17 protein-coding genes and 2 pseudogenes are annotated in these 17,975 nt (G+C 34.2%); 10 read left to right on the forward strand and 9 right to left on the reverse strand.

The window, feature by feature from the left end; genetic code table 11:
* Positions 1 to 139 precede the first annotated feature (139 nt).
* The gene (locus ACQH6S_RS08440) at positions 140 to 1,390 is read right to left on the reverse strand and encodes an MFS transporter (protein ID WP_425360892.1); all 1,251 of its coding nucleotides are present in this window, start codon (positions 1,388 to 1,390) and stop codon (positions 140 to 142) included.
* Entirely contained in the window at positions 1,383 to 2,273 is an 891-nt protein-coding gene (locus tag ACQH6S_RS08445) for a DMT family transporter (RefSeq protein WP_094649043.1), read from the reverse strand. Before ACQH6S_RS08445 ends, ACQH6S_RS08440 begins: the two co-directional genes overlap by 8 nt.
* 176 nt (positions 2,274 to 2,449) lie before the next feature.
* On the opposite strand from ACQH6S_RS08445, the gene ACQH6S_RS08450 reads away from it, so the two are divergent.
* The 4 genes and pseudogenes from ACQH6S_RS08450 to ACQH6S_RS08465 form a co-directional block, all read left to right on the forward strand.
* A complete protein-coding gene (locus ACQH6S_RS08450) occupies positions 2,450 to 3,178 on the forward strand; it encodes an OmpW family outer membrane protein (RefSeq protein WP_425360167.1) in 729 nt (242 codons plus the stop codon).
* A 192-nt stretch (positions 3,179 to 3,370) separates the two neighbouring features.
* On the forward strand, positions 3,371 to 3,940 hold the full coding sequence (locus tag ACQH6S_RS08455) for a cell cycle transcriptional regulator TrcR (protein ID WP_094649041.1): 570 nt from the start codon (positions 3,371 to 3,373) through the stop codon (positions 3,938 to 3,940).
* A 349-nt stretch (positions 3,941 to 4,289) separates the two neighbouring features.
* A pseudogene (locus ACQH6S_RS08460) lies at positions 4,290 to 4,691 on the forward strand (tetrahydrofolate dehydrogenase/cyclohydrolase catalytic domain-containing protein); the annotation flags it as partial.
* A 105-nt stretch (positions 4,692 to 4,796) separates the two neighbouring features.
* Positions 4,797 to 5,270 (forward strand): annotated as a pseudogene (locus ACQH6S_RS08465) (bifunctional methylenetetrahydrofolate dehydrogenase/methenyltetrahydrofolate cyclohydrolase); the annotation flags it as partial.
* A gap of 253 nt (positions 5,271 to 5,523) precedes the next feature.
* On the opposite strand, the gene ACQH6S_RS08470 reads toward ACQH6S_RS08465, so the two are convergent.
* The 3 genes from ACQH6S_RS08470 to ACQH6S_RS08480 all read right to left on the reverse strand — a co-directional run bounded on the left by ACQH6S_RS08470 (position 5,524) and on the right by ACQH6S_RS08480 (position 8,215).
* Positions 5,524 to 6,213 (reverse strand): hypothetical protein, encoded by a 690-nt coding sequence (locus ACQH6S_RS08470; RefSeq protein WP_425360166.1) that lies wholly within the window; start codon positions 6,211 to 6,213, stop codon positions 5,524 to 5,526.
* Between the two features lie 271 nt (positions 6,214 to 6,484).
* The gene (locus ACQH6S_RS08475; RefSeq protein ID WP_250310975.1) at positions 6,485 to 7,003 is read right to left on the reverse strand and encodes an acyloxyacyl hydrolase; all 519 of its coding nucleotides are present in this window, start codon (positions 7,001 to 7,003) and stop codon (positions 6,485 to 6,487) included.
* A gap of 45 nt (positions 7,004 to 7,048) precedes the next feature.
* Entirely contained in the window at positions 7,049 to 8,215 is a 1,167-nt protein-coding gene (locus ACQH6S_RS08480) for a hypothetical protein (protein ID WP_425360165.1), read from the reverse strand.
* 525 nt (positions 8,216 to 8,740) lie between these two features.
* Here ACQH6S_RS08480 and ACQH6S_RS08485 point away from each other — a divergent pair.
* The 4 genes from ACQH6S_RS08485 (at position 8,741) to ACQH6S_RS08500 (ending at position 11,004) form a co-directional block, all read left to right on the forward strand.
* A complete protein-coding gene (locus ACQH6S_RS08485; RefSeq protein WP_094649821.1) occupies positions 8,741 to 8,995 on the forward strand; it encodes an AbrB/MazE/SpoVT family DNA-binding domain-containing protein in 255 nt (84 codons plus the stop codon).
* Positions 8,996 to 9,051: 56 nt separating this feature from the next.
* Positions 9,052 to 9,195 carry a hypothetical protein gene (locus tag ACQH6S_RS08490; RefSeq protein WP_425364526.1) on the forward strand — a complete coding sequence of 48 codons (144 nt, stop codon included), beginning with the start codon at positions 9,052 to 9,054 and terminating at the stop codon, positions 9,193 to 9,195.
* A 148-nt stretch (positions 9,196 to 9,343) separates the two neighbouring features.
* Positions 9,344 to 9,592, forward strand: a complete 249-nt coding sequence (locus ACQH6S_RS08495) for a hypothetical protein (RefSeq protein ID WP_341758049.1) — start codon at positions 9,344 to 9,346, stop codon at positions 9,590 to 9,592.
* 302 nt (positions 9,593 to 9,894) lie between these two features.
* Positions 9,895 to 11,004, forward strand: a complete 1,110-nt coding sequence (locus ACQH6S_RS08500; RefSeq protein WP_425364395.1) for an IS66 family transposase — start codon at positions 9,895 to 9,897, stop codon at positions 11,002 to 11,004.
* Here the strand turns inward: ACQH6S_RS08500 and tnpB are convergent.
* Entirely contained in the window at positions 11,001 to 11,354 is a 354-nt protein-coding gene (gene tnpB, locus ACQH6S_RS08505; protein WP_341752109.1) for an IS66 family insertion sequence element accessory protein TnpB, read from the reverse strand. The two genes, ACQH6S_RS08500 and tnpB, sit on opposite strands and share 4 nt — an antisense overlap.
* Entirely contained in the window at positions 11,342 to 11,767 is a 426-nt protein-coding gene (locus ACQH6S_RS08510; RefSeq protein WP_341758053.1) for a hypothetical protein, read from the reverse strand. The genes tnpB and ACQH6S_RS08510 overlap by 13 nt, the downstream gene beginning before the upstream one ends.
* Positions 11,768 to 11,831: 64 nt before the next feature.
* On the opposite strand from ACQH6S_RS08510, the gene ACQH6S_RS08515 reads away from it, so the two are divergent.
* Positions 11,832 to 12,074, forward strand: a complete 243-nt coding sequence (locus ACQH6S_RS08515; RefSeq protein WP_425364527.1) for a PIN domain-containing protein — start codon at positions 11,832 to 11,834, stop codon at positions 12,072 to 12,074.
* A 356-nt stretch (positions 12,075 to 12,430) separates the two neighbouring features.
* Here the strand turns inward: ACQH6S_RS08515 and hpf are convergent, their stop codons facing one another.
* Both hpf and acnA read right to left on the reverse strand, forming a co-directional pair.
* On the reverse strand, positions 12,431 to 13,006 hold the full coding sequence (hpf, locus tag ACQH6S_RS08520; RefSeq protein ID WP_425364528.1) for a ribosome hibernation-promoting factor, HPF/YfiA family: 576 nt from the start codon (positions 13,004 to 13,006) through the stop codon (positions 12,431 to 12,433).
* A gap of 43 nt (positions 13,007 to 13,049) precedes the next feature.
* Entirely contained in the window at positions 13,050 to 15,719 is a 2,670-nt protein-coding gene (acnA, locus tag ACQH6S_RS08525; protein ID WP_425360164.1) for an aconitate hydratase AcnA, read from the reverse strand.
* A gap of 698 nt (positions 15,720 to 16,417) precedes the next feature.
* On the opposite strand from acnA, the gene ACQH6S_RS08530 reads away from it, so the two are divergent.
* Positions 16,418 to 17,872: a hypothetical protein gene (locus tag ACQH6S_RS08530; protein ID WP_425360163.1), complete on the forward strand. Its 1,455-nt coding sequence runs from the start codon at positions 16,418 to 16,420 to the stop codon at positions 17,870 to 17,872.
* The last annotated feature ends 103 nt before the right edge of the window (positions 17,873 to 17,975 follow it).

A 17,975-nucleotide genomic window follows, 5' to 3' on the forward strand; every position in this document is an offset into this window, starting at 1 on the left:
TCTAATCGTTTTTTTGGGATTGCTTCAATAGACCTTATATCACATTTTCAAGATATAAGGTCTATTGCCACTAAAGTGGCTCTGAGCCATGACAGCTGTGAATTTAACGTAACGTTAGGAAACTGTCGGATTAGCTATATTACGCCGTTGAACGATCCTTATAAAAATACAGAGCTATTAAACTTAAAATAGCACAAGCAATTATGTAATAAATAGACGAAGTAATTGTACCAGTTTCCTGTACAAGATATGCTATCACTAAAGGCGTTGTACCACCAAAAATACTAGTTGCTATATTATAAGATAATGATAAAGCCGTATTTCTGACATTGGTTGGATAAAATTCAGCTTGCAGTGCAGGTTCAGGACCAATATAACAGGCAGCTAAAATTGATAATACTATTTGAGATATAATTATAACACAAAAATCGCCAGTTTCAATTGCCTGTATCAAAAATGGGATAACTAAAATAATTACCAATAAATTGAACACAAAAATTTTCTTGCGACCAATTATGTCCGACAAATAGCCAGAACATAAAGTAACAATTGCCATGATTATATAACAATAATTAGCTAAGTTATTAACTTCATCATTAGTAAAATTACGATTTATCTTCAAAAATGACATGAGATAAGTAGCTTGTAAATAAAATAGTACTGAGCCTGTGGAATTGATAAAGATGGATATTATCATATCAAACCAATAGACAGAGACAACTTTTTTTAGAGGAGACTTTAATATTCCACCATCTTCCTTCATACTTTGAAAACTAGGAGTTTCACTTGTATATTTCTTGATATAAAGTCCAGCAAATAAAATAAAAATTCCTAATAAAAATGGTATTCTCCACCCCCAATCATCAAATTGCTCTGCTGATAAAAAGCTTTGTATGCATTGTGAAATTCCTGAACCAAACAATAAACCAATACAAATACTGGACATTGATACGCTACTACTAAACCCACGATAGGCTACACCTGCATGTTCAATAACAAATGAAATTGAGCCAGTAAGTGCCCCGCCCATTGATAAACCTTGCAACATTCGAACTAAAATCATCAATATAGTTGCGGTAATACCTATCTCGTCATAAGTTGGTAACATACCAATTAAAGCTGTTGGCAAAGACATACAAAATATAGATGCACTTAAAGCAGTTCTTCTACCAAACCGATCTCCAATCACTCCAAAAAACACCCCACCTATTGGCCTCATTAGATAACCAAGAGCAAATGCCTCAAAAGCATGTAGTAAAGACGAGCTAGGGTTTGATCCAGGGAAGAATTTTGCCCCTATTATAGGGGCAAAAAGACTAAATAGAGCGTAATCATACCATTCAAATGCATTTGCTATACCGCTTGCAAAAACTAATTTACGTTTATTCATGCGATATTTTATCATCTTGGGTTATATTATCTTTCTCAGAATATATTATAAATAATGTTGCAGGAATTACTATCAATGCTCCATATAAAGTACTACTTTCAGGAATTTCATTAAAAACAAGATATCCGGCTAATGCTGAAATGATTAACTCTAAATATCTATAAGGGGCGATGGCAGTAGCATCAACTAGAGCAAAAGCCTTTAATAGAAAGAATAAAATCAAACTACCTCCTGCTCCTAGGACAAATAGCAAAATAAATTCTGAAACATTAGGGGTTTTCCAATACATTATTGATGGTGGTATTGATACTAAAGAGGTTACTAGAGCAGAATAAAATAACATGCTAATCATTGATTCTTTTACTACAAATTTCTTGTTGATAATATCTAACATGGCAAAAGATATAGCAGCTAATACAAAAATCAATATTTGTGGATTAAAATCACTAGCATGCGGTTTCAGAGTAACAACAATGCCAATAAAGCCGAATAAAGTTGCTGCCCATCTTTGCCAAATAATATTTTCATTTAAGAAGAATACTGCCAAAACCAAGGTAAACAAAGGTATAGCCAGGCTAACAATTGTAGCAGTAGTAACTGGTGCAAGCTGTAAACCATAAGTCCAAGATGTCATACCAAAAAATAACAAAACTCCTCTTGCAATATGGACAAAAGGACGATCAGTAATTAGAGTTTGTTTCCCGTAATAAAAAATAAACGGTACAAGAATTAATGCACTAAAGAGAAAGCGAAAAAAAGCTACCTCAAAGCTATGTAACCTGAATCCAAGATATTTTGCCGTTATATCATTAGTTACACTAGTAAGCATACTTAATACAAACCAACCAATACCAATAAAATAAGTGTTTAATTTATTATTCATATAGACCTAAAATTTTTTAGTTTATTTGTTTTTTATACTTAGTGTTTCTTATATTTAGTGTTATAGTATCATCATTGTTAGACAATTTTAAAAAATCTTATTATCATTTGATTTTCAGATAAGAAGAATATATATAGTACAGCAATATATTTAAAGCAAGAGAAGGTTTAGTAGTTATGATAAAAGTTGCAAGAAAATTAGGGATATTTCTGTTGGTAAGTTGTGCTAGTATTTCTAGCTTTGCTAATAATGATTCAGCTGATAATGATTATGGTGCTGACTATAATGCTAATTATTATGAGAATGATGGTGGTTTAGTATTTAGGATGAGAGCAATTGGTATAAAATCTAGTGCAAAGCAAACAGATTTTCCTAAGGCTACTGTCAAAGACCCAGTATCGATTGGTACCTTTGCCGAAAATGGTTATGGTATAGAGGCTTCCACCTCAGTATTTTTTGCTAATTATGTTGCCGCAGAGTTATCTTTAGGTTTCGATGTATTACGTAATAAAAATAGCAATTTAAAGAATGTGGCTTATAATTATGGCACCAATCCAGAAGAAGTTGCCAAAAGAAGAGCTCTTTATATGATTCCATTAACTGTTACAGGACAATACCATATAGCTCCTTTTGGTGCTATCAGACCTTATATTGGTGTTGGTTACCATGGAGCTTATTTTGTTAATAGCTCTAAAGGGTGTACGGTCAGAAATGGTCATGGTGCTGTGTTACAGCTTGGAGTCGATTTATATGCTAAGGATGATACATTTGTTAACTTAGATGTAAAAAAGTATTTTCTTAATACCACGGTTGAGTATAAATCTCCTTTAGTAAGAAAAGCTATCTCCTCTAAGGTAAAGTTTAATCCGTTAATGATTGCCATAGGCGTTGGTTTTAGGTTTTAGGTATAGTCAATTGATGGGAAGTTGGTGACGTCGTCACTCGCCTATTACTTATAGGCGTCGCTCCATCGTTCCTAGCACCAAATCCCCCTGAATTGACTATATCAGGGCGATTTAAAAGTCTATTGTTGACTTATCAGCTAGAAGAGATTATATTTTTTAGAAAATCACATATTAATATTATATTAGTTTACTATGAGTTCACAACAAAAATTACCTATACTGCCTAGAGCAACTGCTATTTGGTTAATTGATAATACTGCATTAACATTTAAGCAGATAGCTGATTTTTGTGGAATTCATGAGTTTGAAATTAAAGGCATTGCTGATGGCGAAGTATCTCACGGTATTAAGGGGTTAGACCCAATCGCTGGCGGACAATTAACCAAAGAAGAAATCATACGTTGTACAAAAGATTCAACTAGTAGTTTAAGGATTTCTGTTAATGCTGCATATGATTTGATAAATACTAAGAAAAAACAACAATCTAAGTACACTCCTATTGCTAGACGTCAAGATAAACCAGATGCGATATATTGGATACTTAAAAATTGTCCAGAAATTTTAGATAATCAAATTGTTAAGTTAGTTGGTACTACCAAATCTACCATAGATGCTATTCGTGATCGTAGTCACTGGAACATGAAGAATATTCGCCCACGTGATCCAGTATTACTTGGAATTTGTAGCCAAGTGGAATTAGACAAGAATATTGAGCAAGCAAAATTTTTACCCCAACAAGAAGAAAAAACCTCTAAAGAATAGGATTATAGTCAAATTGCGAGGAGGCACTTTAGTGGCTGAAGCAATTATAAGTCGTCTATTAGCGAGCCACCGTAGGTGACGTGGCAATCCATTTTTAATCACTTTTCTGGATTGCTTCGTCGACCTTAAGGTCTCCTCGCAATGACGGTTTTTCAATTATTATTTTCTTAAACTAACGCCTATAGTCAATTCAGGGGAATTGGGTAGCAGGAACGATGGAGCGACGCCTATAAGTAATAGGTGAGCATTGAGCGACGACGTCACCAACTTCTCATCAATTGACTATATGTGCAATAATGCTGCAGAACCTTTTGTGCATCGCCTAACATAAATAGAGAGCAAATAAATAGTGAATGAATACGGTAATATAATCAACGGTAAATATTTTGCAGAACAAATATTATCTAAACTAAAGATAGAAATCAATTTACTCAAGAAACAACATAATTTGATACCAACTCTTGCTATTATATTAGTGGGCGATAATCCAGCTAGTAGTATATATGTAAGAAATAAGCTCAAAGCAGCAACAAAAATTGGTATGAATGCTTTGCAAATAAATTTGCCGAATGAAGTTCAAATTGACCATCTACTGAATGAAATCAATATACTTAATAATAATTCAAATATCTCTGGAATTATCGTACAACTCCCCTTACCTAAGCATATCAATAAAAATTTAATCTTATCTGCTATTGATCCTAGCAAAGATGTTGATGGTTTTCACCCCATAAATGTTGGTTATCTACATATAGTCAATTCAGGAGAATTTGGGGCTAGGAACGATGGAGCGACGCCTATAAGTAATAGGCGAGCATTGAGCGACAACGTCCCCAACTTCTCATCAATTGACTATAGTAACTTAGGTAACAGCTTTATACCTTGCACAGCTCTTGGCTGCATTGAGTTACTTAAACAAGTTGAGAAAAATTTAGCTGGCAAGAATGTTGTAGTTATAGGACGTTCTAATATTGTCGGAAAACCATTATCAGCTTTATTACTTAGAGAAGATTGCACTGTTACTTTATGTCACTCAAAAACTCAAAACTTACATTCTATAACTTCCCGTGCCGACATAGTAATATCAGCTATCGGCTCACCTTTAACATTAACAGAAGAATACTTTAACCGACAATCTATAGTGATTGACGTTGGTATTAGTAAACTTGCCAATAGTGACAAAATGGTTGGAGACGTTGATTTTCCAAATGTTGTAGATAAAGTACGATATATATCACCAGTTCCAGGCGGCGTTGGACCAATGACCGTTGCTTTCTTGCTGAAGAATACCCTCAAAGCAGCAAAACAAAATAACCACATATATCCATAATAAACTAACGTCATTGCGAGGAGACCGTAAGGTCAACGAAGCAATCCATTTTTAATCACTTTCCTGGATTGCTTCGTCGGTCTGGCAACCTCCTCGCAATGACATCTTATACTTTAACCTTTTTTCCGTGAACACTCACATTCAATCTACAACTGTAGTACTAGACCCCGTACCAAAGCAGGGGTGACAGGCTCACATACATTCGCTCACAATGACGAGTTTAATTGACTATACAATCAGGTTAGTTATCAGACTAACGTTCAACCGTATTTTTTGATAGTCCTGATTTAGTTCTATGCCGCTCTTCTTCTATTTTTTTTACAAAATTGCTAGTTGTGAGAGAGGCTTGTTTTTTAGTTTTTTGATTAACTTGTTTAGCATCCAATACAATAGGATTACTATCTACATGCTCTGATAAACCGTATTGTCCGACATTTTTACCAGTTAATACGTAAGTTATATAATCTACCATGTGTTTTACAAAATTTTTAATCCCACCGATAGAATGAGCTTCTAACTGAAACCATGTCTTACCATCTTTTGTTTTGCCAACTAAAAATTCTCTAAATATTTCGCCAGCTTGAATTGACGCATCGGACTCAGCCTTATTGCCCCTATGGTGAGAAGAAAAACGTTCTTTAACCAGCCCTAGATCTTTTAATTTATCATACATACTCCCATTATCTTCAACTATTATATGGGCACCTTGTAGAAAATCACTCGAATGCGGTAATACAACTTTTGCCATTATGTCTATTATTACAGCAGCTTTCTGCAAAGTATCTTTTGGGTTGACAGAGCTTTTAGGGGTGTTGAGTATATTTTGTATAAGAGCTTTTTTAGTATCAGGCGGGTCTATGGGCAGTGATTCAACACGCTCAACCAAATGATCCCTTATACTCTCTACCTTTAACTCTGAATAATCAGTAGTAATATCTTTCATTTTTCCACTCCATTATATTTTAGAGCTAACATCATTGTGAGGATACTTGTATAGTGAATTAACGCCGAATAAGCACCCATCATGCTGTCATTGCGAGGAAACATAGCCCGAAGCAATCCATTTTAATCGTTTTTTTAGATTGCTTCGTCGCCACTAAAGTGGCTCCTCGCAATGACGCTGATGCTAAATCGGATTTATAACGTGCCAATTCAAGTTAATTCACTTTAGCAACAAAACAATCCAAGAAAATGATTATTTTGGATTGCCTTGCTTAAAATTTATAGTCATATCGTATGCCTAAATTAGTCAACCCTGCATTAGGCCCTACAATATCAGCATTAGAAATATGGTCAAGAATTAGTGAAATTGCATGTATTTCATTAAGCTTTACCCCTAAACTAAGACTTTCTCTAAATAACAGCCTTGATCCTAATGGACGTTTTTTCAAGGCTCGTTGTTTTGGTGATTTTTTCAATTCCCCATTATGAAACGCCCCTCCAAGGCTTAGCTCACAAAATATAAATTCTGTCATATCAAAATGCCAAGTAAGCCCACTATAAAAACTACTTGTATATCTACCAGTGCTAATATCCGCTCCTATATGAGGATAACCACCCCAAAATTTGTATTTTTCACTAAATAAATACTCGAGATTAATGGCAATGCCTTTTTCATAGCGAAAATTTACGTCCTGCTTTAGCACCCCTATTCTTATTTCAGCAGCCAGAACTCTTTGTCCAATTAAACAAAAAGAAATACTAAACAAAATTAATAATATTAAACGATTCATATACCCCGCAAATTTGAAAAAAGATTACCTTGATAATAAGCATATCTAGTGTTCAGATACGTCACCCAACAACTTAGCCAATTCGTTTATCTCTAGACTATCAGAATTATTAGAAAGATCAACAAATGAACGATGCGGAAGATTATCTAAAACACCATTAATCGCATCATTAAGATCGTATATCCCATAAAGAACATTGGAGAAATTATTAACTAATTTTCTTATAATAGGATCAGTATCAAAACCAAGGACGTGTAACACTGCAGCAGCAAAATTATCTTCTGAAGCATTTGCTGAAGTATCTCCTTCATCAATACCATTTCTAGCAATAATATATTTATTACCGTTTTCTTCTCGGTTTTCGTTTAAGAATTGCTTGAATAAATTTGTATTAGTCCAATTAGCTTTAAATTTATCAAATTTTTTATCTGCAAAAAACTCTACTACAAGTTCATTTTTTGCTAACTCCTTAAAAGAATATTTTCGCCCAACTTCTGGGTTGAGCTCTTTTTTAAGATCTTGGTCGTTAACAGTGAATAAATGAAAATCTTCTATTCCCAAGCCTTCATATTCAAGCAAGTCCTTTGCAGTATGCCCATATTCATCTTTAGCAGTAATATATGCCCCATTATTTACTAACTCTTCAATTAACTTTTTATTTGAAGAATCAGTCGGGTTTACTGCATAATGTAAAACCGCTAAATGTAGCGGTGAAAAATTAGCATAACCACAAGAAACGTTAACTTTAGCCTGCAATTTTACTAATTCACTAGCGACAGAGAGAAGCCCCACTTTAATGGCTAAAGTTAAGGGAGTGTTATCATAATCTATGCTGTAGTTATTATAAGCTTCCGGAGTACCATTACCATAACGAAAATTAATAAATTCAGCAAACTCTTCTTTTTGTAATTTGTCTTGAGCGTCCTTTAATATAATACCAGTCAACTGCCTTGCAATCTCTTTATTACCTTCTTCTAAAGAGCTTGCCGCAGCAGCTATTGTTAATAAAAGTAGATTATTCCCCTTAGGATTATCCCAAGAAGTGTCCTGATCCTCCGTACCAAAGAAACACTTATAAGAGGCTCCTGTAGTATCCTTTTGTAACAGCAGCTTCAGTTCTTCAATTGACCCTCTTTTACCAATTTTATAAATAGTTGTTCTTATGTCTTCAATTAATTGAAAATTTGGATCATTTTTTGTAAGTTCATTCATATAGTTACCGAATTAATGTGATTTGTTATGCGTTATTGAGTAAACCAGACACCACAACCTATAGTTATTATTTAAAACCTAAGTTCCATGAAAGTTATCGCATAATACACATTTATAGCAAATTGTCAAATAAAAAAAACAAACGAGCTGATTTCAGGGCAATTTAAAAATCATAAGGGAAATAGCTTAAAAGTTTAAGATGTCATTGCGAGGAGTTAGTTCACAATCATTAGTACTGTCACCCCTGCGTAAGCAGGGGTCTAGATTCCCGCCTACGCGGGAATGACAGGGTAAAGAAATCACCAACTTCTCATCAATTGACTATTTAGTAATAATTACTAAATACATCCTTAAATCTATAAGTAAGAAATTAACTGATCTAAATATGAAAACAATTTAATATTAATTTTGCACAAGTTGTGTACTTTTATAATCTATCTTACTTTATATGAAAATACTTGTATTTAGTAATTTATTTTACTATAATAAAATATTATATAAATTAACTATTTAGGTATTATCCAAATGTATATTAATACGTTTACTATTAGTTCTAAGGGGCAGATTGTCTTACCAAAGAAAGTTAGAGATATTTTAAAATCTAACATTGTTACCTTAGAGGTTAATGATAATAATCAATTAATATTATCCCCTGTCTGTGACCTTGGGGGAGCTCTTTCTATTTATCGGAAAGATTCAGAGCCTTCATTTGATGAAATCAGACAACAAGCATGGCTTGATAATACCTATTCTAAAGAAGCTAATAAGGTAGTGAAGTGAAATATATTTGTGATAGCAACTTTATCCTTCGTTATCTTATTGCCGATAATCCAGAAATGTTTAGTAAAACCAAAGAAATATTTGAACAAGCTAAAACCGGTCATATTACTCTTATAATTGAACAAACAGTATTTACGGAAGTAATATTTGTCTTATCTTCTTTCTATAAAGTTCCGTATACTTGCAGCAAAACTGCGTAACACTATCTAATTTCTTTGCTAGTATGAATTTATTGTATAAATTTGGATTTCTACTATGCAAATATCACCGATTAATAAAAAACAGATTAATAAAAAAACTAGTTGAAAAAGTAGCAGTCATATTATAATATTTGAAATATTAATAATAATGATAATTAATCAAATGAAAAAACCAAAAGTAGCGACCTTAAGTGCTGAAGAACGAGAAGAACTAATACAGCATGTCAAGGAAAGTTCATTAACGGGAGATGAACAGCAAACGATAGTAGAGCTTGTGAAATTTTGTAACGAGCTAATAGACAAGCTAGCATCATCAAATATCAGTATAAATAAGCTTAAGGAAATGCTGATTGGTTTTAAGGCAGATCACAAAAAAAAGATAGTTCAGATTCATTAAAAGAACCGCCAGGTGAATCTGATAACGGGAATGGTGGTAATGAAGGAGAGTGCGATAAGCCCAAAAAGATAGATCGTAGTAATTGGCAAGGTAAATATGGGTTTGATGATTATAAGGATGCGAATACCAGCTATTTAACTCCTGAGAATTTTTGTAGTGGTGATAGCTGTCCTCACTGCTATAATGGCAAACTATATAATAGTGAAGCTAGAAAATTGCTACAATTTACAGGTAATGCTCCAATTACAGTCAACAGATATGTAAAGAAAACGTTACGCTGTAATGCTTGCGATTATACAGTTATGAACAATAAAAATATCAACAAATGGACAAATAGTAGCAGAAGTGCAATAGTGTTACAAAAGACCTATGGTACTCCTTTCTACCGTTTATCTAGGCTACAGAGTTTAAGCGGGGTTCCTATAGCATACAGCTCGCTCTGGCAACAATATTTAGATGTTTGGCAAGAAGGTGGTGGAGCTGAAATTTACGGGGTATTATTGGAAATGGCTGCCGAATGTAGTTCACTGAACCTTGATGATACTAGAGCTAGGATTTTAGAAATTACTATAGCCAATAAAAAATTACGTACTCAAAATAAGAAAGGACGCAGCTGTTATACTACTACAATATGTGCTAAGACTGCAAATAATGAGGTAATAGTTTTATATTTTACCGGTAATAGGCATGGTGGAGAAAATATAGGTAACGTACTAAAGAATCGTAAGAATAGAACAGATTCTATCCAATTAATGACTGACGCAAGTAACAATAATAACCCGGTATTATCAGAAGCAGATAAAGAATTACTGGCAATAATAGTGATGATCAATTGTTTGTCACATGGTCAGAGAAAATTTACAGAAAATGAACTATATTACCCTGAAGAATGCGGATATTTTCTCAAACAAACACGTGGGATTTACCACAATGAACATCAATGTAAAGAGATGAGTCCTGAAGAGAAACTTGGGTATCATCAGGAACATAGCAGTAAATATATAGAAAACATATATAACAAAATAGACGAATTATTTAACGACAAGAAAGTTGAGCCTAATAGTAGGCTTGGACAAGCTATGAAATATTGGATAAATAATAAAGAAGGTTTGACCCAATTTTTAAAAATCCCAGTTAGCAATCTTGATAATAATTGGGCTGAGAGATCACTGCGTACCATTATTTTACAAAGGAAGAATTCATTATTCTTTAAAACAATCAATAGTGCTGAGATACATAGTGGTCTGTATAGTATAGTAAAGACTTGTAGTGAGAACGAGATCAATGCCTTTAAATATTTAAATTGGCTACAAGAGCATAGTAGCAAAGCAAAGAAGCATCCTGAGGATTATACGCCTTTTGCCTATGCAAGATATATGAATAATACGGAATTAATCGAGACAGCAGCTTAAACGACAGGAAGCCAATCATTAGAGAATTTGGCAGAACTAGGATCGCCATTATGAATAAGAATGTGTAAGGTTCTATAACAAATTTGGTAAGATGAATTATCAGATGGGAAAAGTTTTGCCGTAAATTTACCTTTGGATAGGCGTTTAGAGCATAGCCAAAAGCCTTGACCGTCAAAGGACAAAATTTTAATGGCAGTTCTGTTTTTATTATAGAATAAAAACAAGGAACCATTAAGAGGGTCAGAAGAAAGTTTTTGTCTACAAACAGCGATTAAGCCATCGATACCCTTGCGAAAATCGATGGCAATAGTGGCAACAAAAATAACTGACGCCGGGGTTAGTTGCAGCATAAAAATGTCTGAATTATAGTTTTTGGCTCTAGTGTTTGGATAATAAGCTTGGTACCATTTGGTTTAATAATGTGACAAGTATAGTGATTTTGCTTGGGAGCAGCTACAGGATCGGTATCTATAGAATTTACTAGTTGAAATGGGAGAAAATTAATATTTTGTTGTAGGGATTGATTTGAAGTTGAGACAGAAGAAGTTTTGATGGTAGGTTCATGGGCTTTTTTAGTTGAACTAATTGTTGCTTTATTAATATTAAGATGTTTAGCTATCTCTTGGTAAGAATAATGATGGAGTAATTGGTGAACTAATTCCTTTAGATGGTTTGGTATAGGATCAAACTTATTAGTTTTAGTTTGACGCCAAGCTTTAAATTGCTGAGCTACTTGCTCAATAGTAATCGATGGTATTTGCATAGTATGAAACCCAAATGTATAAAAAATTCATACTAACAAAAAAATTAGATAAAGTTATGCAGTTTTGCTGCAAGTATACAAAGTTCCCAGGGATAAAATAACTTTAACCTTATCTGAGATGCTAACTTATAAAGGAATTCAAAGTGATAAGAACTATTTTTTATTAGCTTTAGATTATTATTTAAAATATAATTTGCATATAGTTGATTGTATTCTTCTAGCTAAAGCAGTTACTACAGATTTACCCATTCTTTCTTTTGATCAAAAATTACTCAATTTAGCAAATAAACAATTAAAAAAAGAATAATATTATGGTGGTTATTTATTTTATTGGTTTCCTAGTACTACAGTTGTAGTTTAGATGTGAGCATTCACGATTTTTTTGCTATTTTTTTGTGATGAATAAAAAAACCTGATCACCAAGCGTCATTGCGAGGAGACCGTAAGGTCAACGAAGCAATCCATTTTTGGTTACTTTTATGGATTGCTTCGTCGACCTACGGTCTTCCTCGCAATGACGGATATAGCCAATTCAAGAGAATTGGGTAGCAGGAGTGATGGAGTGTGACGACGCCACCAACTTCTCATCAATTGACTATAGACGTTGACCACATACGACTTTTAATTACCCAGCCTAAATTTACTGAATAAATTTAAATTAGTCTATTTTGAATCTATCCAAGATATATTGCCATCTCGACGGTAATAAACTATATTAATACGATTAGTATTACTATTTTGAAACATTAAAGCAGGCAGGTTTTCAAGATCCATTTTCATAACGGCTTCACTTACTAATAAAATTAATATTTCTACAGATTTTTCTGCGATAATTACAGGATTATCAGAGGCTGGTACATTATCTTCGTCTTCATGTTCATGGGGCGTGATAATATACTTGACTGCTTTAGGTGCCGCTTCGGATATTTTAATTCTATCATGACGATCTTTGAGTTTAGATTTGTACTTTCTAAGCTGCTTTTCAAGTCGAGAAAGAGCAGCATCAAATGCTGAATATATGTCATCTGAAGCAGCATTACCTTTCAATATTATATGTCTGCCGGTACCATCATTCACTACAATATCGCAAACCAGTTGAAATCCTTGTTTAGAGAAATGTACGTTTGCATTAATTATAGTAGAAAAGTACTTTGCTGCTACTTGCGTAGTACGGCTTTTTACATAATCTTGCAAAGAATTGCCAATAGAAATATGTTGACCTGATACTGATACTTGCATAAAACCCCCTTTAAATTTATAGCTAACTAGTAGTATTTATTCATCATAAACCGCCATCATTGCCAAGAAAACCAAAATTCTTAACAACTAAGTGCATTATACTACCATATTTGATATAATCTATCTCATTTTCTGTAAAAACTTGTAATATTACTTCAAAAGTTTCAACTATACCATTTTTTCTACTTATAATACAACGAAGTTGTGCATAAGGCTCTACTTTATTACTTAAGCCGGTAATTGCAATATATTCAGAACCATCAAGTTTTAAATCACTTACCGTAGTAGAAGTGAGTACAAGCGGTAACACACCCATACCAACTAAATTTGACCGATGAATTCTTTCAAAACTTTCAGCAATTACCGCTTTTACTCCTAGTAAACTAGTACCTTTTGCTGCCCAATCTCTCGACGAACCAGAGCCATATTCTTTACCTGCAAAAATTACTAAAGGGATAGAATGAGCCTTATAATCCTGAGAAGCGTCATAAATACTCATTTGTTGACCATTCCGTTGATTGATCGTTATCCCCCCATCAATTCCAGGACACATAGCATTTTTAATTCTATTATTGGCAAAAGTCCCACGCATCATTACTTGATGATTGCCACGCCGTGATCCATAAGAGTTAAAATCTGCTGGTAAAATACCCTGCTCGGTTAAATATTTAGCAGCAGGGCTTGTTTTACTAATATTTCCGGCTGGCGATATATGATCAGTAGTAATAGAATTGCCAAAGATGGCTAATATCCTAGCAGATTCTATATCCTCCAATTCACTCGATATATGCTCGATACCTTCAAAATAAGGTGGATTATTGATATAAGTGCTATTTTTATTCCAATTATAAGTATCACTTTTAGTTACCTTAATATTTTGCCATTCCTTATCACCTAAGAATATATCACTATATTTCTCCTTAAACATTTTACAGTCAATAGATTCCTCAATTATTTTCTGTATCGAATGTTGAGTAGGCCAAATATCCTTAAGATAAACATCCTTACCATCACAACTTTTTCCTATCACATCCGTCTCAAGATTAATGTTGATAGTACCGGTGATAGCATAAGCAATAACTAGCGGCGGAGAGGCAAGATAACTAGCTATGGTTAGAGGATGTACCCTACCCTCAAAATTTCTGTTACCAGATAATACCGAAGCAACAACCAGATTGTTTTTGGTAATAGTCTCTTCTATTTCCGGCAACAGTGACCCAGAATTACCGATACATGTAGTACAACCATAGCCAACAAGATTAAAACCTAAATCATTGAGATATTGATCAAGCCCACTTTTCTTCAGATATTCTGTCACTATTTTTGAACCAGGAGCCAATGAGGTCTTAACCCATGGCTTTTTCACTAATCCAAGTTCTACTGCTTTTTTAGCCAGCAAGCCAGCAGCAACCATTACATTAGGATTGGAAGTATTGGTACAGCTAGTAATTGCCGCTATTACGACATCACCATGACTAATTGCATATTCATCAGTCACAGGGTATTTTTTATCAATATTAACATCACCTTTGGTTAAAGAAGCTAGTTCACTGTTAAAATTACTAGCGGCATTTCTTAGGTTAACTCGATCTTGCGGACGTCTTGGTCCTGCTAAAGAAGCTTCGATAGTAGATAAATCCAACTCTAATGTCTCAGTATATTCTGGAATAATTGTCGATTCGTACCATAATGACTGTAGCTTAGCATATTGCTCTACTAATTTTATGCGATTTGGCTCTCTAGCCGTCAAGTTAAGATATTTGATAGTCTCATTGTCAATTGGAAAGAAGCCACAAGTAGCACCATATTCAGGAGCCATATTTGAAATAGTTGCCCTATCTGCCAATGTTAAAAAGTCCAATCCATCTCCATAAAATTCGACAAATTTGCCAACGACATTTTTCTTCCTTAACATTTGGGTAATGGTTAGCACCAAATCTGTAGCGGTAATCATCCCATTTAAAGAGCCAGTCAATTTAAAGCCAATTACCTCAGGTATAATCATTGATAGAGGCTGACCAAGCATTGCCGCCTCAGCTTCAATCCCCCCTACTCCCCAACCAAGAACTGCCAGACCATTAATCATCGTAGTATGACTATCTGTACCAACCAATGTATCCGGATAAGCAAAAGTTCCCCCTTCTTGTTGTTTAGTCCACACAACATTAGCTAAATATTCCAAATTAACCTGATGACAAATACCTGTTCCCGGGGGTACTACTTTAAAATTATCAAATACTTCCTGCCCCCATTTTAAAAACTCATAACGCTCTATATTCCGAGCTACTTCCATTGTAACATTTTTATCAAAAGCTTCACTTGTTCCATAATAATCGACTTGTACCGAATGATCTATTACCAGATCAACAGGTATCAAAGGATTAATCTTTAATGGATTCTTCCCTAGTTTTTTCATAGCATCACGCATAGCAGCTAAATCAACAATAGCCGGAACACCAGTAAAATCCTGCATCAGTACCCTAGCTGGCATAAATGGTATCTCAGCCTCGGATTTCCTTGCTTTAAGCCATTCTTTAAATAGCAACAACTTCTCTTGGCTACCAGTTAGACGCAGAACATTTTCAAATAATATCCTTAAACTATAAGGTAAACGCTTTAACTCAAGCCCAATATCACTTGCCGCCTTATTTATATCAAAAATTTTATAAACATCCTCTCCAACAGATATTTCTTTAAGATAATCATAATTCATACTAACCACTCCAAATTTGTTTTATAGCTAACTCGACTAGTATTATGCTGTCATTGCGAGCGAACGTATGTGAGCGTGGCAATCCATTTCTAATCACTTTCCTGGATTGCTTCGTTGCCACTAAAGTGGCTCCTCGCAATGACTAAGTAATACTATTCGGGATAGCTATAACCATTAACTTCCATTTTGAGTATACACTAAAAATACCTAACACTAAGCTTTTCATGCAATTTAATTTGAAAAATATTTATATTTTATATCATCCCTGCGTAGAATGCTATACCACAACTGTTGAAAGTTAGAAGGTAGAACGGGTTTTAGATCACTTTTTCGTCATTGCGAGCCACCGTAGGTGGCGTGGCAATCCATTTTTGGTTACTTTTATGGATTGCTTCGTCGACCTAAGGTCTTACTCGCAATGACGATTTCTCAATTATTGTTTTCTTAAACTAACGCTTATGCGTAAGCAGGGGTCTAGATTCCCGCCTACGCAGGAATGACAATAGTGGGCGAGAATGACAAGGAGAAGCAAGAATGGCAAAAAAACCAGATTTCACTATTTTATTTTTATCAAACAATTTTAAAATTAAATCTTGACTTCTTTATGAAAAAGCTATTTTATCAATTTCGATAGTTTATATTAACTATCTTGTTAAAAAAAATATTAACCAATATTATTAAATAGGAAATAAATTTTTATGTCAAAAACAATACTGATTGATTATTATCGTGATTCAGAAGATCCTGAGTGCTTAAATAGCCAATATTATGATGATGATAAGAACTTTGCAAATTTATCTACTACATTACAATTCCTTCATCTGGCAGAAACTATGGCAGAATACGGCAAAGAAGCCCTAGAAGGAAAACAACTAGAGGCAGCCAAAAATTTTGGATTTGTTACTGACCATTCTAATCCAGATAATTCTAATCCAGATAATAGCTGGGTTACTACTGTTGCTAATGCTTTTTCATCTATTCCTAAAGGACATATCTTCTTTGCTACTTTGTTAGCAACATCACATGCTGCCCATGCATACCGCCATGTTACATTTAATACTCCAGATAACTCTAACGCAGATAATTTTGATACAGAGAATTCTAATGTAGTTCATCATAGGAGTGCTCGGGCTGCAGGAGATATACCAATTAGCAGCTTCGTGGATTTAGACAATGAAAATTGCTTTTTTGTTGGATTGTATAGAAGTAGCTGGAATAGAGGAAGTAAGGATACTATCAATACTAGGTGTAGTGGGGAACCTTGCATACATAGAGAGAATTCCCAATTAACACCATGGGTAGCAAAACATTGGTGGGAATACAATATAGGTCTTGCAGAACCAAAAGCTATCAGTGGGGGGAAAGTACAGATGGATTATACATATGATACCCCTAACTATGGTTGGGGATATGAGATTAAACACGGTTCAGAGGTACTTAGCTGCAATGAACCATTAACCCCGTTTTATTCTCACTATAAGAAATCTACTAATCTTTATCGAAGTAATAAACTTACAGAGGCTATAACAGAGATCGAGCTTGCTCTTAAGGAACAACCGAATAACCAATTGGCTATAAATAGGAATAATTTATTAAGAGAATTAGTAAAAACCACTACTACTGAACCATCTTCTTCCACCTCTGAAGCTTCTAGCACAACAACTTCTACTACGCCGGAAAAAATTACTGAAACCTCTCTTACCTCTTTAATTACAGAAGCTTCTACCCCACCGGAAGAAATTACCGAAGCATTTATTGCCTCTTTAATTACAGAAGCTATAGCAAAAAACACTACTCAGGTAGAATCTTCTACACCAACAGCACCACAAGACCAAACTACCCCTTCCGCTGAAGATCAAGGATGGTTGTGGAACAAAGTAGTTGCACCTATAGCTGAAACAGCTGCAGCGGTAGTTACCACTGCAGTTATTGTATACGCTCTCCATAAACTAAAACAATGTTATAATAAAAATAAAACAAAAGAGGAATTAGACGTAGAACTTAAAAATTGTTATGAGCCGAGTTTATTGAAGCTAGTAGATCAAATCATCCCAATTAATGATAACGATTATACAGATGGGATACAAGATTTATTAGTTCCACTGGCAGGAACTGGAAATTTAGATTCAGATTTAAATTCAGCAGCAGCATAGGTATAAGTCACTAAAAAAACAAAAACCGATACTATATCTACTAAGGCTCTTTATAGCCCCTCGCAATGATCTGGGTAAAACTCCACAACTGTTGAAAGTTAGA

The sequence above is a fragment of the Candidatus Tisiphia endosymbiont of Mystacides longicornis genome (assembly GCF_964031095.1).
Classification (GTDB): domain Bacteria; phylum Pseudomonadota; class Alphaproteobacteria; order Rickettsiales; family Rickettsiaceae; genus Tisiphia.

Excerpts from the sequence above, each read along its gene's own strand:
- ACQH6S_RS08495 (WP_341758049.1), top strand. The coding sequence starts at position 9,344 with ATGATAATTAATCAAATGAAAAAACCAAAAGTAGCGACCTTAAGTGCT.
- ACQH6S_RS08480 (WP_425360165.1), bottom strand. The coding sequence starts at position 8,215 with ATGAATGAACTTACAAAAAATGATCCAAATTTTCAATTAATTGAAGAC.
- hpf (WP_425364528.1), bottom strand. The coding sequence starts at position 13,006 with ATGCAAGTATCAGTATCAGGTCAACATATTTCTATTGGCAATTCTTTG.
- ACQH6S_RS08455 (WP_094649041.1), top strand. The coding sequence starts at position 3,371 with ATGAGTTCACAACAAAAATTACCTATACTGCCTAGAGCAACTGCTATT.
- ACQH6S_RS08490 (WP_425364526.1), top strand. The coding sequence starts at position 9,052 with ATGTTTAGTAAAACCAAAGAAATATTTGAACAAGCTAAAACCGGTCAT.
- ACQH6S_RS08475 (WP_250310975.1), bottom strand. The coding sequence starts at position 7,003 with ATGAATCGTTTAATATTATTAATTTTGTTTAGTATTTCTTTTTGTTTA.
- tnpB (WP_341752109.1), bottom strand. The coding sequence starts at position 11,354 with ATGCTGCAACTAACCCCGGCGTCAGTTATTTTTGTTGCCACTATTGCC.
- ACQH6S_RS08500 (WP_425364395.1), top strand. The coding sequence starts at position 9,895 with ATGAACAATAAAAATATCAACAAATGGACAAATAGTAGCAGAAGTGCA.
- ACQH6S_RS08470 (WP_425360166.1), bottom strand. The coding sequence starts at position 6,213 with ATGAAAGATATTACTACTGATTATTCAGAGTTAAAGGTAGAGAGTATA.
- acnA (WP_425360164.1), bottom strand. The coding sequence starts at position 15,719 with ATGAATTATGATTATCTTAAAGAAATATCTGTTGGAGAGGATGTTTAT.
- ACQH6S_RS08485 (WP_094649821.1), top strand. The coding sequence starts at position 8,741 with ATGTATATTAATACGTTTACTATTAGTTCTAAGGGGCAGATTGTCTTA.
- ACQH6S_RS08445 (WP_094649043.1), bottom strand. The coding sequence starts at position 2,273 with ATGAATAATAAATTAAACACTTATTTTATTGGTATTGGTTGGTTTGTA.
- ACQH6S_RS08510 (WP_341758053.1), bottom strand. The coding sequence starts at position 11,767 with ATGCAAATACCATCGATTACTATTGAGCAAGTAGCTCAGCAATTTAAA.
- ACQH6S_RS08530 (WP_425360163.1), top strand. The coding sequence starts at position 16,418 with ATGTCAAAAACAATACTGATTGATTATTATCGTGATTCAGAAGATCCT.
- ACQH6S_RS08440 (WP_425360892.1), bottom strand. The coding sequence starts at position 1,390 with ATGAATAAACGTAAATTAGTTTTTGCAAGCGGTATAGCAAATGCATTT.
- ACQH6S_RS08450 (WP_425360167.1), top strand. The coding sequence starts at position 2,450 with ATGATAAAAGTTGCAAGAAAATTAGGGATATTTCTGTTGGTAAGTTGT.